Raw genomic sequence first — 12,562 nt, 5'->3', positions numbered from 1 at the left:
CTGCTTCACTGCGCCTCTGGGCCGGCACAGGTCTCCCGTACTTGCCTGCCATTTCGTTTGTGTAAAACGGTGTGAGTCTGTCGCATTTCCAAGAATTTCAGAACAGGCCTGGCTTCCTGGCGGCTCAGCGATCGAAGTAGAAACCTGCGTCGAGGTCGGCGAGCAGCGTGGGGTGGGTCGGCACCCAGCCGAGCAGTTCGCGGGTCGCCTCGTTCGGCATCTTGACGTCGATGCCGATGAAGGGGAAAGCCTTGAAGTGCTCGGCCGCCTGCGCCGCCGACATGCTTACCGCCTCGACGCCCAGGTGGCGGGCGACGGACTCGGCGATGGTGCGGACCGGGACGCCGGCCTCGGTGGCGCCGGTGACCTGCGAGCCGGCCGGAGCCTTCTCCACCGCGAGCGCCCAGACGCGGGCGACGTCGAGGGTGTGGCCCGCGGCCCAGGTGTTGGTGCCGTCACCGACGTAGCCGGCGACGCCGGTCTGGCGGGCGATCCGGAGGTACTGCGGGATGAACCCGTTACGGTCGCGCTTGCTGTGCGTGACGTTCGGGACCGCGACCAGGACGGTGCGCACGCCGCGCTCCCTGTACCCGTGGATGGCGAGCGCGACCTTGGCGCGGGGATTTTCGTGGTTCACGAGGCCCTCGACGCGTCCCATGCCGATGCCGAGGAAGGCCTTGCCGGTGTCGACGAGTTCGCCGCAGACCGCGTGGACGACCTCCTCGTCCTGCGCGGCGACCTCGGCGAAGCGGCCGGACGCGATGCCCTCGTGCTGGAAACCGAGGTGGACGACGGCGTCGGCGTCGCGGGCGGCCTCGCACAGGCCGTCGAGGTCGGTCAGGTTCCCGCGGCGGGCCTCGGCGCCCATCCCCCTGACGGTCGCGGCCGCCTCGTCGGAACGGGCGAGGCCGACGACGTCGTGACCCGCACGGATGAGCTCAGGAACAACGGCGGAGCCGATATGGCCGCTGGCGCCGGTGACGAAAACGCGCACGAAGATCTCCCCGGGAGGTGATGTGACTTGGTAACGTCACCGTAGCACGGTGACGTTACCAAGTCACATCACCTAAGATTGTCCCCATGGCTCGATGGGAACCGAACGCACGGGAACGGCTGGTCCGCGCAGCGGTCGAACTGTTCGCGGAGCAGGGATACGAGGCGACGACGGTCAACGAGATCGCCGAGCGGGCAGGAGGGCTGACCAAGACCACGTTTTTCCGGCATTTCACGGACAAGCGCGAGGTGCTGTTCGCCGGGCAGGAGATCCACAGCCGGATCATGGCCGAGGCGATCGCCGAGGCGCCCGGATCGGCCACACCTCTCGAGATGGTCGGCCTGGCGCTGGACGGACTCGCATCCTCGTTCACGGAGGACCGGCGGGACATCGGGCGTCGGCTTCGGGCGGTCATCGCGAACAGTGCGGAGCTGCAGGAGCGCTCCGCATCCAAGCGGGCGGCACTCTCCGAGGCGGTGGCCCAGGCGCTTCGCGCGCGCGGCGTCTCGGAACTCGTCGCCGATCTCGCGGCCGAACTGGGCACGCGCGCGTTCTACGGCGCGTTCGACCAGTGGACGTCGGCGTCGGATCCGCGGACGCTCGTCGCGTACGCACGAGAGGTGTTCGGCGAGTTGAAGACGGCCATGTCCGTGCTCGAATAGCCCGCCTCCTGCTTCAGTACGACGCCGTGATCTGCGGTCGGAGATCGGGGCAAGCCTTCTTGCGACGTGGCCCTGGAGCGGAAGGTGACTTCAGTGGCCGGCTGCCGCACGGTTCCGCTGGCCTTCGGTCGCGTGCATGTCCCGGATATTGGATAACTCCCCCCGTGCCGAAAGAGATTCGGAGATCTTGGGTGACTGTGAGCGAAAATTTGAGCGATACAACCCCGGACAGTGAGGTAAGGGCGCTTCTTCGGGTCCTGGAGGGACAGCGACGCCACGTTCTCGGCATCCTTGACGGGCTCGACGCCAAGGAACTTCGACGGCCCGTGCTGCCTTCCGGATGGCACTGCCTGGGGCTGGTCCAGCACCTGGCACTGGATGTGGAGCGGTTCTGGTTCCGCGCGGTCGTCGCCGGGGAGGAGAAGGTCATTCGCGATCTGACGAGCGGCGACGAAGCCTGGAAGGTGGCCCCGGAAGTGCCGGCCATCGAAGTGCTCGACCGATATCGGCGGGAGGCAGAACTGGCCGATGCTGTCATCACCGCCCTCCCCGCCGACGCCGCATTGGCCTGGTGGCCCCACGACCTGTTCGGCGAACCGCACCTGCACACGCTGCGAGAGGTTCTGCTGCATGTCATCACCGAGTCTGCGTGCCATGCTGGCCACCTCGACGCAGCCCGAGAGCTGATCGACGGCCGTCGCTGGCTGGTCTTGACCTGAGAATTGCCGGTTTGACTCCGCGTTCCTCGCGTCGGGCTTCGTGTTCTATCCGGTCCGTTCGTGAGGGTCTCGTCGGCGGTAGAGGCTGCGGCGGGCTGTCGCCTGGTGCTGTCGGCGCCAGGTGGACCAGTGCAGCGGCCTGGTTGCTGTCACGGCCGGCGGGTTGAGAACGGCGGCGAGTAGGTGTCGGATCTCCGGGACGGTGAGTCTGATCAGGAGGTGACCGCAGGTGAGGCGGGATGGTTGGAGGGAGCGCTCAGGTGCTGAGCCGGCGGCGACGGCGGTCAGGAAGGCCAGGGCGAGCATGGCGTGCCGGTGCCATGAGGCCCAGTGCCTGATCTGTTAATGGTCAAGTCCGACTTGGCCCTTGGCGGCTTGGACGCATTCCTCGACGCTCCAGCGGACACCCGCGACGCGGACCAGGGCACATCCCGCCAAGCAGTGCTCGTCCGGAACTCCCAGATGATCCCGTTAGGGACCGTCCGGTCATCCAGTCGCTTCCTCCCCCGTTCCGACCGAGGCAACAGGGGAGGGACGAACTCCCACTCGGAGTCCGACAGTTCATGGCGACAGATCACCCAACCATGATCCACTAACCGAGATCGTGGAGATCGCGCCCCCCGCCTCCGGCAGCAGCGGATTCGCCGACCGCGGTCCGTGCCCGGCGAGACAGAGCTTCATGGCGCACTGATCTTCGGCCTCGACGAACACCTGCTGCCCCCCCATGCGCGCTGAGACGGTGCGCTACGTCGACCAGTCGGCGGCGTTCCTCCGGCGAGTACGCGGGGAACCGGACCCGGCCTCGTTCGGCGATGAGGTTGCCGAGATCGCTGAACAACACCGCCCGAGCACGCTGCTCTTCCTCCTCCGTCAGCGGTGTGGTTCCGCCTTCCGCGGGCTGCACCCGGACGTTGTACAGGTCTCGGACCAGGAGCTCCGGATGCTCGCTCCCCAACTCCCGCGTCGCCGAAAGAAGTACACCCCGATGCAGCGTCATCTCCGTGACGAAGTCTCCGGCGTCGCGCGCCAGGCGTGCCAGGCCGGCGAAAGCCTGCCTGAGATCGCCGAAAGGCAGAGGGTGTCGGCCGTCGGTCTGGCTGGGTAGGACGCTCGTGTGAGGAGCGAGGAGACGGGCGGTCGGCCAGGCGTTGGGTCCTGTCCCCAGCCAGGCGGCTGGGCGCTCGCGAGTTCATCACCGGAACCGCCACCACGAGCGCCGCCGCGACATCAGCGCCCTCCGAACGTGTGCCGAGTGCGCAGGTCCGCCTGTCCCGCGGATGCCTCGAGGGCGGTCACAACGGGGTACGCAGTGAGGTACGGCCGTCGCGCCAGGCGGTGAGAAGCTGGCTGCCGAGCCGCTCTTCGGTCCATACGGTTGCGTCGACACCGAAGGCGACGTCCCCGTCGAGATCCGGCTCGGACTCGAGGAGGCCGCCGACGACCTCCCGGCGGACGATCTGCTCGTGGACCGCGTCGGCCTCCACGTGCTCGGCGTAGAAGTGGACGGCGGCAGGGCCCGCACCGACCCGTCGCAGCCCATGGGCGATGCGGCGTGAGCCGGGCGACGAGGTGGTCTCCACCGCTGCGAAGTGACCGACCAGTGCCCCGCGCAGCGCGCGGTGGAGTCCGAACAGGGACATGAGATTGACGCTGGCCAGCATCTCCGCACCGGCCGTGTCGACGTAACGCCCGTAGCGGGTGTCCAGGTCGAGGTCGGCCATCAGGTCCGCGAACAGCCGCGCGTGGACGCGCTCGGCCCGTCCGGCGCCGAACTCGTCGTATTCCACGGCGACCATCGCGGCCTTCGCGCGTTCGGTCAGTCTCGGGATGACCCAGGCGTGAGGATCGGCTTCCTTGAGGTGGTAGAGGGAGCGTTGGGCCGCGTACTCACGGAACTGCCACAACTCCCCCCGGTCCTTGAGGAAATGGGAGGGTCCGTCGACGTCGGCGGGTTCCACGAGGAGGTCCGCAAGGGCTTCCCCCGCCCTTCTGGCAGGGCCGACGTCGGCCCGGAGCGCCGACAGGAAACGGCGCTCCATCTCGGCCCGCAGCCTCAGCAGGCCGGGCTCCCACTCCCACTCGGGGTCGACGCCGGCGAAGCCTCGGTAGTGGAGTTCATAGCAGAGGTAGAGCGCGAGCTGCAGATCATCCCCGTAGGGTTCAGCGTGTACCGCTGTCACCCGCGGCGGCAGCGGACTGCCGGCGGGACGGATCAGTGACTGTCGTACGGTGCGGGAGAGTTCACCCCTGCTGCGCGGCAGCGCGGGGCCGGTGCGGTCGCGAACGGACGGTGCGATGCCGGTCATGCGGTCCGCCTCCTCTCCCGGGCGCGGTGGCTGGTGTCGCACCAGGGGTAGGCCCGGCTCCGCCGGCACACGCAGAGCGCGACGGTGAACCGGTCCGAACACGCTATGCGCCCGTCGTCGAGTACGACCTCGACCGGTCCTTCCACGAGGATCGGACCGTCGCCCGTCAGTGTGACGCGGCGCGGCTGTTCAGCGGATTCGTTCGGCACGGATGATCACCAGCTCTTCGTTCTCCTCGCCGGCGCCGACGAGCCCCCGCTCGCGCAGCCACGACCGGCGTGAGCGGAGCACCGGACCGAACGGCACGAGCTGCCGGTCGGTCACCCGGGCTTCGAGTCCCGACCGCTCCAGGGCGGCCAGGGTCGGTGCGATGCCGCACAGCGCGGAGTGCACGAGCAGCAGCACACCGCCGGGACCCAGTGACGTGTGCGCGCGGCGGCATATCCGGTCCACCAGGAGGCGTCCGTCGGCACCCGCGTCCCACGCCACCGCGGCGTGGTGGCGGCGCGGGAGGGGCCCGGGCGCCGGGACATAGGGCGGATTGCTCACGACCAGGTCGAACCGGCGGCCGGCGACCGGGCCGAACAGGTCACCGTGAAGGACTTCGACGGGCAGTCGGGCGACCCGGGCGTTGAAACGGGTGGCCAGGACCGCGCGGTAGGTCCTGTCGACAGCGGTGACGTCGGCGCCCCGCCGGGCCGCGGCCAGGGCGAGGGCACCGGCACCGGTCCCCACGTCCAGCACAGCCGCTCCCGCGGACACCTGCTCCCGGTCCAGGGCCCGGGCCAACAACTCGGTGTCATGCTGCGGGGCGTACACCCGCCACGGCGTCGGCGCCGCGCCGTAAACGCTGTCGTTCCAGGTCGTCACGTCGATCACACCTACACCTCGTAGCCCGCGCCCCGAGCGCGTCACCGGAGGCACCCGTATAGGGCAGCTCAGTACGAGGGGCGCCTCACGGGTGAGCCTCACAGGGCACACCCGACCAATGCGTCACTGCCCCGAGTGCCCGACGCAATGCACCTCACACGGCGTATCGGACATTTCTGCGATCGCCGGGTGCCCCGGTCGAACCCGGCAGGCGCGGAGTGACCCCGACAGCCGTTCTCTCGAAGCGGGAGCCACGTACAGTGACCGACCTTGATCCCTTCACCGACCTGCTCGACTGCCCGATGTACGTCGTGTCCGCCGAGGCCGCGGGAAAAGAGCAGGCTGCCTGGTCGGCTTCGCCTCGCAGTGCTCGATCAGAGCCGGCCGGCCCGGCTCTGCGGCAGTCAGACCGGTGAACGCACCGACAACGCTGATCCTCGACGACGCTCCCGCCTGGTTCGTCGGCCGCGTGGGAAACCAGATCGACGGCGGCGACCACGTCGGTTACCTGCTTGCTCCGGAGGCGGCGGACACCCCACGGGCACCAGACCCCTGTTGCTCACACTGAACGACACCCACGACATCACCCCATCCCGTCCGGCGGTCTGAGACGGGCGAGCGTCCAGCGGGCGGCACGAATGCGATCGGCCGGCGGTTCATATCCTCGAGCCGGTCACCGACGTGGCCGCGATCCCGCGGTCAGCCCGACCACTGTGCCGCGACACGGACCAGTCGGCACAGCGGTAGCGGCTGGTGGACGAACTCGGCTGGTGTCAGCTGTCGGCTTCCGTCGCGTGCGAGGGAAAGGCGCGGATTGTGTCGGTACTCTGCGTGCCGTCGGCGATGGCCCGGGCGAGGTCGGAGAGCTTGCGGTTGTGGGCGCGAGCGTACGCGCGGAAGACGCTGAACGCCTCGTCGATGGGCATCTGCCAGCGCTCGGCGAGGATGCCCTTGACCTGCTCGATGACGATGCGGCTGTTGAGGGCGTATTGGAGCTGGTCGCGCTCGGCCTCGCTGTGGGCGAGCGTGCGCTGTTGGAGGATGGCGATGGTCGCCACGTCGGCGAGGGCCTGGGCGAGGGTGAGGTCCTGTTCGGCCAGCGGCGCGGGGCCGGCCCTGAACAGGCTGAGCGCGCCGATGACCCGTCCGCGCAGCCGCAGTGGCAGGGCGTTGGTGGAGACGAAACCGGTGTCCCGGGCGCTGCGGGCGAACTGTGGCCACCTGGTGGTTGCCGTGGGGTCGGTGAGGCTGAGATTGATCCGCGGCACACCGTCGTGGTAGCAGTCGACGCAGGGGCCCTGGTCGTGCTGGAGGGCGAAGAGTTCCAGCAGCCGGGTGTGTTCGTCGGAGGCGGCGAGAACGTGGAGGTTGTCGTTCTCGTCCGCGAGCAGGATGCCGACGGCGGCGACGTCCAGCAGTTCCATGCAGCGCACGGACAGTTTCTGCAGGAAGTCGATGACGTCGAAGTCGTCGATCAGCGAGTCGGCCACCTCGACGAAGACTTCGGTGAGTTGCTGTTCACGGGTTGCCATCGAGATCAGTCCTCGTCTTCGTCTTCGGTGACGTTCGTCGGTCGCGGATCGGGTTCGAGCCGCAGCCGTCTGTCCACCACGTCCCGAGCTGTGTCGGTGAGGGTGCGGCTGTTGCCGTAGGCGTAGGCGCGGAGCCGCAGCAGAGCCTCTGCCAGGGTTACGGAAAGCTGCACGCTGACCATGCCGGTCGCCTGGTGGAGGACCGCCTGGTGCAGTGCCGGTGCGGCCAGGTCCTGGTTCTCCGCGGCGGACAGCAGGGGACCTCCGGGTTCCAGGACCCGCTTGGTCAGAGCGACGGCCAGTACGTTGACGTCGTCGCCCTGCACGGGCGTGAGGTGTCCTGGGGTCTTTCTGACCAGGGTCAGCACGCCGAGGGTGATGGCACCGATGTGCAGGGGAAAGCAGAACACCGCCCGCACGTTCAGGGCGGACGCCTCGAGGAGGAGGGCGGGCCAGCGGTCCCCTCGCACGCGGTCCAGATCGGGGACGCGCACCGCGATGCCGTCGGCAAGGCAGTCCGGCCCCGGGCCGTGTCCAAGGGTGAGCTGCAGGTCCTCGAAGTCACGCGAGAGGCCGTCCGAGGACCAGAGGATCTCCGTCGGGCCTGGCCCGCCGACCGCGCTGACCGCAATCCCGTCCACGGCGAGCAGCTCAGCCGTGTCAGCCGCCACGTCGGGCCACTCCCCGGTTTGCAGCAGCCGCAGGATTCCCGCCATCCGATCGCTGATCATGCGGCTCCGCTGGAGGGCTGAGCTGTCCCGGCCGGTGGCTGTTCCACGTCCGAGTTCTCCTCTGCCAGGAGGTGTTCCGTGCCCGTGAGGTTCAGGAGCCGGTTCACCACCGGGGCTGGATGGTGCAGCCTCAGCTCGCCCTCCGAGGCGGCCAGGTGCTGGGAGACTTCGAGGAAGACGTTCAGACCGCTGGCGTCGCAGAACCCGACGGCAGCCAGATCGACGTCGATCTCCGTCATCCTGTTGGCCAGGCATGTCGCCAGGGCGGCGCCTACGGCTGGAACGGTGGTCCGATCGATCTCACCCTCCAGGAAGACGGTCGCCCGGCCGTTGCCGCGGTACCGGATCATCGTACGCACGAATTGCACAGCGCCTCGGCTTCCCCGCCCGTCTCGAAGCCACCGTGAAGGGGGCATCCATGCAGGCGCGCTCCAATGGTGAGCAGCGAGTTCGCCGAGGGGTCGGTGCCGGGACCGGCGGTAGAACCACCTGAGCGACCGACAAGGAAGACGGTCCGCTTGCCGAAGGACGACACCGTCTGTCGACGAGCGCCGGGGTCTGGGACGCAAGCGTCAGCTTACGCCGCGTCGGGAGCGGTGCACAGCAGTCCGCCCTCCCTTCGCGCCCCACGGCTCGTCGGCAGCGGGGCGTCCGTCGTGACCGGCGGTGGTCACAGTCAGTGCACCCACGTCGTGTCACGACGTGACCGCACGCGGTAGAAGGTTGGCTCGCGGTGGGTCGGACGCGATACCGGGGGTAGCCGGAGCGATGGGAGCTGATCGGCTCCAGGGATTCCACCGGCGAAAACACCCGCTCCTCGCGGGACGTGCCGGAGATCGAGAGGCGGGCCCATGGATGCGATTGTGCTGCTCAAGGACGACCACCAGACGGTCGAGAAGCTGTTCAAGGAGTTCGAGCAGGCCGGGGAGCGTGCTTACAAGACGAAGCGGAAGATCGCCGACAAGGTGATCGAGGAGCTGACGGTCCATGCCTGGATCGAGGAGGAGATCTTCTATCCCGCCGCACGTGCCGCCGTCCCGGACACCACCGACCACGTGCTGGAGAGCGTCGAGGAGCACCACGTGGTGCTGTGGATGCTGTCGGAGCTGGCGGGCCTGGATCCCCAGGACGAGCGGTTCGACGCCAAGATGACCGTCCTCATCGAGAACGTCCGGCACCACGTCGAGGAGGAGGAGAAGGAGTGGTTCCCCGAGGTCCGCTCCGCTCTCGGCCGCGGCCGGCTGGCGGAACTGGGCGAGCAACTCGCCGCCGCCAAGCCTGCCGCCCCTCATGATCCCCTGAAGGTCCCCAGCGCCCACGAATGACCTCCATGGGGCAGTGACACCTTCGACGCCGGTTTCGACCGGGTCCCCGCGCCTCCTGCCTGATCATGAAACGCCTTCCGCCTTCGCGGCTGCGGTGTCGCGAAGGCGGAAGGGTCAGACACGGAGGTCATCCACCGCCGCGACTTCGGCCGAGACGTGCCACACCCCCGGATCATCAGTCCCGGAACGATCAGACCTGGAAGTTCCGCGTCGGCATCGCACAGGTCGCGGGGTTCGCCGGGCGGACACCTCGGTGTTCGTGGCCGCGGCCTCCGGAGAAGAGCGGGCCATTTGATGGCTCGGCCGGCCGCCGCGAGGCGCATCTGCTCCATGAGTGCGGTCTGGCGCTCCGCGCGTTCCGACAGGAAATCGAGATGCTCGGCGTAGAGACGCTCGTTGATCCGGGCCACCGTGCGCAGGGTGCGCCAGCAGGCGGCCTTGGCCGCGACGCCGACGAGGATCGACTCCAGCTCCAGGACGTCGCTGAGCGGGGACCGGGAGAAGAGGTGGCCGTTGGGCTTCAGCCGGCCGGCCTGCTCCACCTGCCGGGCCAGTTCGGCCAGTTCGGGCTCGCCCGGTCGAGCCCCGGCGGCCTGGCGCGCCAACTGCGCGCCGGCGGTCGCGCCGCCAGGTGGTCGTTGAGGTAGATCGCCAGCAACTCGCCACCCGCCGGTGCCGCTTCGGCCGGGGCGCTCTCCCTGCCCTCGTCGGCATGTTCGGCTGCGTCGTCGTCCGTGCCCATCTCCCGGCTGACGGTGGCGCGCAGTTCGGTCCAGCTCTTCGCGAATTCGGCCAATCCCTCACGTCCGAGAGTCCTGGTCACGTCCGCGAAGTCCATGCCGACACGCTCCAGCGCCGCACTGTGGTCGTCGATCGCCGGTGAGCGAAGGCAGAGCGTACCGTGGTCGGCGTACGCGGCCAGGGTGGTGTCGGGCATGGTGTTCACGGTGCCGGCGATGGCCAACTCGCTGACGTGCTTCGTATCGGGGTAAGTCGGGTCCTTGACCCCGGTGGAGGCGCCCAGCGGGCGCTGCGGCCTGGAACCGGCCTCGGCCAGACGTTGGCACCGGGGTTCCGTCGCCGTGGTCTCGTGGGCCCGGTACGCCTGGCGTGCGGTGGCGACGGCGGCGTCGCCCCTGAACTCCAGGGCCTCGGACGTGCCGATGGCGTCGAGGCGGCGGTCCACCTCGGTGTCCACCCGCGAGACGAGGAACGAGGCGACCGAACGGATGCCCGACGGGTCGTGTCCGGCCTCCCGGGCTCGCTTCAGCCCGGCCGCGTGGGCGTCCATCACCGCGCGGTATCGGTCCAGGGAGAAGATCAGCGTGACGTTCACACCGATCCCGCGCGCCAGGACCTCCGTGATGGCCGTGAGCCCGTCGTGGGTGGCCGGGATCTTGACGAACAGGTTCGGCTGCCCGACCGCCTCCCACAGCTTCACCGCCTGCTCGACGGTGGCTTTGGCGTCCTGGGCCAGCCTCGGTCGACTTCTATCGACACACGCCCGCCCACGCCGCCGGTCTTCTCATGGACCGGCGCGAGGACCTGGCAAGCGGCCCGCACGTCGTCGGTGGTGAGGGTGAAGACGGCGTCGTGCTGTTCGGTGTGGCGGGCTCCGTGTGACAGCGCGGAGGCGAAGATCGTGGGGTTGGTCGTGACCCTCGCGACGTGCCGGTCGGCGATGAGTTCGGCCAGTTCGCCGCCGGCCGGCAGTTCGCGGGACAGGCCGTCGAGCCAGACCGGGACGCCGGCGGCGGAGAGGTCGGCGAGCGGGTCGGACGCGGTGGAAGGGATGGACGGGGAGACGCTCGATCTCCGGAGCGGGGGAGTGGGGGTGCTTCTAGGCAGTCGCCCCGGTGCGACGCAACGGGGCCCCCGCCTGGTGGAGGCTGCGCAGGGCCTGCCGGTAGGACGTGGCCAGGCTGGTTTCGAGGTAGTCGACGCCCAGTTCCTCGCAGTAGCGACGGACGACGACCTGTGCCTTGCGCAGGTTGGGCGTCGGCATGCTCGGGAAAAGATGGTGCTCGATCTGGTAGTTCAGGCCGCCGAGCGCGATGTCGGTGATCCGGCCGCCGCGTACATTGCGGGAGGTGAGGACCTGGCGGCGCAGGAAGTCCGGGCGGTCCGCGCTGGTGAGGACCGGCATGCCCTTGTGGTTGGGGGCGAAGATCGAGCCCAGGTACATTCCGAAGAGGCCCTGGTGGACGGCGATGAAGGCGACCGCCATGCCGGGCGGCAGCACCAGGAACACCACGGTCAGGTAGCAGGCGAAGTGTCCGAAGAGCAGGATCGCCTCCGCGAGCCGGTGCCTGAGTGGGCGTGTCCTCAGGGCCCGGACACTCGCCACGTGCAGGTTGAGGCTCTCCAGGGTGAGGAGGGGGAAGAACAGGTAGGCCTGTGAACGGCCGATCAGCCGGGGCAGTCCGCTGGCCTCGGCGGCCTGGGTCCGCGTCCAGACCAGCAGGTCGGGGACGATGTCGGGGTCGAGTTGTTCGTGGTTGGGGTTGGCGTGGTGGCGGGTGTGTTTCTCCTGCCACCAGCCGAATCCCATGCCGATCCCGGCGTTCGCGGCGATCCGTCCCGTCGACTCGCTCATCCTGCGCAGCCGGAACACCTGGCGGTGAGCGATGTCGTGGGTGACGAGGGCGACCTGACCGAAAACCAGAGCGAGCGCCCCGGCGACCGCCAGCGTCCACCAGCTCGCACCGATCAGGACGAAGCCGGCCCAGCCGCCCGCGTACAGGACGGCCACGGCACTGATCCGGGCGGTGTAGTAGCCGGGTCGACGGCCCATCAGGCCGCTGTCCGCGATCGTCCGCGACAGCCTGGCGAAGTCACTGCCGGCGCTCCGAGCGGGTGTGACAGGAAATTCGGTGATCACAGATGGGACCCTTTCGATGGCTGCCCGGGCCTCGCGCTCCGGAATTCACTCCACGCAGCCGTCGGCGGGGTCACGGCCGGTCCGCCTCCGAGGGGAGGCGTCCCTTGAAGCCTGCGAGAGACTTGACGTGACTGCGGGTACCCCCGAATCGGGTTCCCGCACGCGGACGCCCGTAGTGGTCCAGGCTGACGATGCGTCCGGCGTCGCCGACCACGTCGCGTCAGCCCTGCCTCACCGCGGCCTCGACACCGACCCGGGCCCGCACGACGGGCGGGAGGACTCGTCCGGGTACTCCGCGGGCTGCGCGACAGAGCATTCCCGGCGTGGCGTCGACACGCCCCGGACGGGCAGCTCACCGCTGCCCACCACACCCTCTACGCCACGTACTTCGAGCGGCTGCCGGCGCTGGACTCGGTGGGCGAACTGCTGCGGGCGGGGCGGGGAGATCGTCCTGGCGGCCTCGGCGGGCGACGCGGAAGTCTCCGCGCTGCGGAGCCGTCGACGCGGATGACTTCATCCTCCGGGTCACCAGCGCGGACGAC

At 69.1% G+C, this 12,562-nt stretch carries 12 protein-coding genes and 3 pseudogenes; 4 read left to right on the top strand and 11 right to left on the bottom strand.

Annotation, left to right across the window (positions count from 1 at the left end; translation table 11 throughout):
- Positions 1 to 124 precede the first annotated feature (124 nt).
- A complete protein-coding gene (locus ACZ4O3_RS37945; RefSeq protein ID WP_467726755.1) occupies positions 125 to 994 on the bottom strand; it encodes an NAD-dependent epimerase/dehydratase family protein in 870 nt (289 codons plus the stop codon).
- Between the two features lie 86 nt (positions 995 to 1,080).
- On the opposite strand from ACZ4O3_RS37945, the gene ACZ4O3_RS37940 reads away from it, so the two are divergent.
- Together ACZ4O3_RS37940 and ACZ4O3_RS37935 are read left to right on the top strand one after the other, a co-directional pair.
- A complete protein-coding gene (locus tag ACZ4O3_RS37940) occupies positions 1,081 to 1,656 on the top strand; it encodes a TetR/AcrR family transcriptional regulator (RefSeq protein ID WP_362727768.1) in 576 nt (191 codons plus the stop codon).
- A gap of 191 nt (positions 1,657 to 1,847) precedes the next feature.
- Positions 1,848 to 2,375, top strand: coding sequence for a DinB family protein (locus ACZ4O3_RS37935; protein WP_467726753.1), 528 nt, complete (start codon positions 1,848 to 1,850; stop codon positions 2,373 to 2,375).
- 45 nt (positions 2,376 to 2,420) lie between these two features.
- Here the strand turns inward: ACZ4O3_RS37935 and ACZ4O3_RS37930 are convergent.
- Together ACZ4O3_RS37930 and ACZ4O3_RS37925 are read right to left on the bottom strand one after the other, a co-directional pair.
- Positions 2,421 to 2,798, bottom strand: a pseudogene (locus ACZ4O3_RS37930) (IS701 family transposase); the annotation flags it as partial.
- A 59-nt stretch (positions 2,799 to 2,857) separates the two neighbouring features.
- Positions 2,858 to 2,953: pseudogene (locus ACZ4O3_RS37925) on the bottom strand (hypothetical protein); the annotation flags it as partial.
- 146 nt (positions 2,954 to 3,099) lie between these two features.
- Between ACZ4O3_RS37925 and ACZ4O3_RS37920 the strand changes: the two are divergent.
- Positions 3,100 to 3,480: a hypothetical protein gene (locus ACZ4O3_RS37920; protein ID WP_467726751.1), complete on the top strand. Its 381-nt coding sequence runs from the start codon at positions 3,100 to 3,102 to the stop codon at positions 3,478 to 3,480.
- Positions 3,481 to 3,667: 187 nt separating this feature from the next.
- Here the strand turns inward: ACZ4O3_RS37920 and ACZ4O3_RS37915 are convergent, their stop codons facing one another.
- The 6 genes from ACZ4O3_RS37915 to ACZ4O3_RS37890 form a co-directional block, all read right to left on the bottom strand.
- Positions 3,668 to 4,681 (bottom strand): iron-containing redox enzyme family protein, encoded by a 1,014-nt coding sequence (locus tag ACZ4O3_RS37915; RefSeq protein ID WP_467726750.1) that lies wholly within the window; start codon positions 4,679 to 4,681, stop codon positions 3,668 to 3,670.
- Positions 4,678 to 4,890: a CDGSH iron-sulfur domain-containing protein gene (locus ACZ4O3_RS37910; RefSeq protein ID WP_362727778.1), complete on the bottom strand. Its 213-nt coding sequence runs from the start codon at positions 4,888 to 4,890 to the stop codon at positions 4,678 to 4,680. Before ACZ4O3_RS37910 ends, ACZ4O3_RS37915 begins: the two co-directional genes overlap by 4 nt.
- Positions 4,871 to 5,560: a HemK2/MTQ2 family protein methyltransferase gene (locus ACZ4O3_RS37905; RefSeq protein WP_384992603.1), complete on the bottom strand. Its 690-nt coding sequence runs from the start codon at positions 5,558 to 5,560 to the stop codon at positions 4,871 to 4,873. Before ACZ4O3_RS37905 ends, ACZ4O3_RS37910 begins: the two co-directional genes overlap by 20 nt.
- Positions 5,561 to 6,324: 764 nt before the next feature.
- On the bottom strand, positions 6,325 to 7,083 hold the full coding sequence (locus ACZ4O3_RS37900) for an ANTAR domain-containing protein (protein WP_467726748.1): 759 nt from the start codon (positions 7,081 to 7,083) through the stop codon (positions 6,325 to 6,327).
- Between the two features lie 5 nt (positions 7,084 to 7,088).
- Entirely contained in the window at positions 7,089 to 7,814 is a 726-nt protein-coding gene (locus tag ACZ4O3_RS37895) for an ANTAR domain-containing protein (protein ID WP_467726746.1), read from the bottom strand.
- Positions 7,811 to 8,164 carry an STAS domain-containing protein gene (locus ACZ4O3_RS37890; RefSeq protein ID WP_467726842.1) on the bottom strand — a complete coding sequence of 118 codons (354 nt, stop codon included), beginning with the start codon at positions 8,162 to 8,164 and terminating at the stop codon, positions 7,811 to 7,813. The genes ACZ4O3_RS37895 and ACZ4O3_RS37890 overlap by 4 nt, the downstream gene beginning before the upstream one ends.
- Before the next feature lie 501 nt (positions 8,165 to 8,665).
- Between ACZ4O3_RS37890 and ACZ4O3_RS37885 the strand changes: the two genes are divergently transcribed.
- Positions 8,666 to 9,139, top strand: coding sequence for a hemerythrin domain-containing protein (locus ACZ4O3_RS37885; RefSeq protein WP_467726745.1), 474 nt, complete (start codon positions 8,666 to 8,668; stop codon positions 9,137 to 9,139).
- A 739-nt stretch (positions 9,140 to 9,878) separates the two neighbouring features.
- On the opposite strand, the pseudogene tal reads toward ACZ4O3_RS37885, so the two are convergent.
- Both tal and ACZ4O3_RS37875 read right to left on the bottom strand, forming a co-directional pair.
- Positions 9,879 to 10,933: pseudogene (tal, locus tag ACZ4O3_RS37880) on the bottom strand (transaldolase); the annotation flags it as partial.
- Between the two features lie 46 nt (positions 10,934 to 10,979).
- Entirely contained in the window at positions 10,980 to 11,933 is a 954-nt protein-coding gene (locus ACZ4O3_RS37875; protein WP_467726743.1) for a fatty acid desaturase family protein, read from the bottom strand.
- Between the last annotated feature and the right edge of the window lie 629 nt (positions 11,934 to 12,562).

Source organism: Streptomyces sp. NPDC026515, assembly GCF_055567595.1.
This window is presented reverse-complemented; position numbering and strand designations above follow the sequence as displayed.

Coding starts and splice junctions, on each gene's coding strand:
- ACZ4O3_RS37940 (WP_362727768.1), top strand. CDS start 1,081: ATGGCTCGATGGGAACCGAACGCACGGGAACGGCTGGTCCGCGCAGCG.
- ACZ4O3_RS37920 (WP_467726751.1), top strand. CDS start 3,100: ATGCGCGCTGAGACGGTGCGCTACGTCGACCAGTCGGCGGCGTTCCTC.
- ACZ4O3_RS37915 (WP_467726750.1), bottom strand. CDS start 4,681: ATGACCGGCATCGCACCGTCCGTTCGCGACCGCACCGGCCCCGCGCTG.
- ACZ4O3_RS37900 (WP_467726748.1), bottom strand. CDS start 7,083: ATGGCAACCCGTGAACAGCAACTCACCGAAGTCTTCGTCGAGGTGGCC.
- ACZ4O3_RS37895 (WP_467726746.1), bottom strand. CDS start 7,814: ATGATCAGCGATCGGATGGCGGGAATCCTGCGGCTGCTGCAAACCGGG.
- ACZ4O3_RS37890 (WP_467726842.1), bottom strand. CDS start 8,164: ATGATCCGGTACCGCGGCAACGGCCGGGCGACCGTCTTCCTGGAGGGT.
- ACZ4O3_RS37885 (WP_467726745.1), top strand. CDS start 8,666: ATGGATGCGATTGTGCTGCTCAAGGACGACCACCAGACGGTCGAGAAG.
- ACZ4O3_RS37875 (WP_467726743.1), bottom strand. CDS start 11,933: ATGGGCCGTCGACCCGGCTACTACACCGCCCGGATCAGTGCCGTGGCC.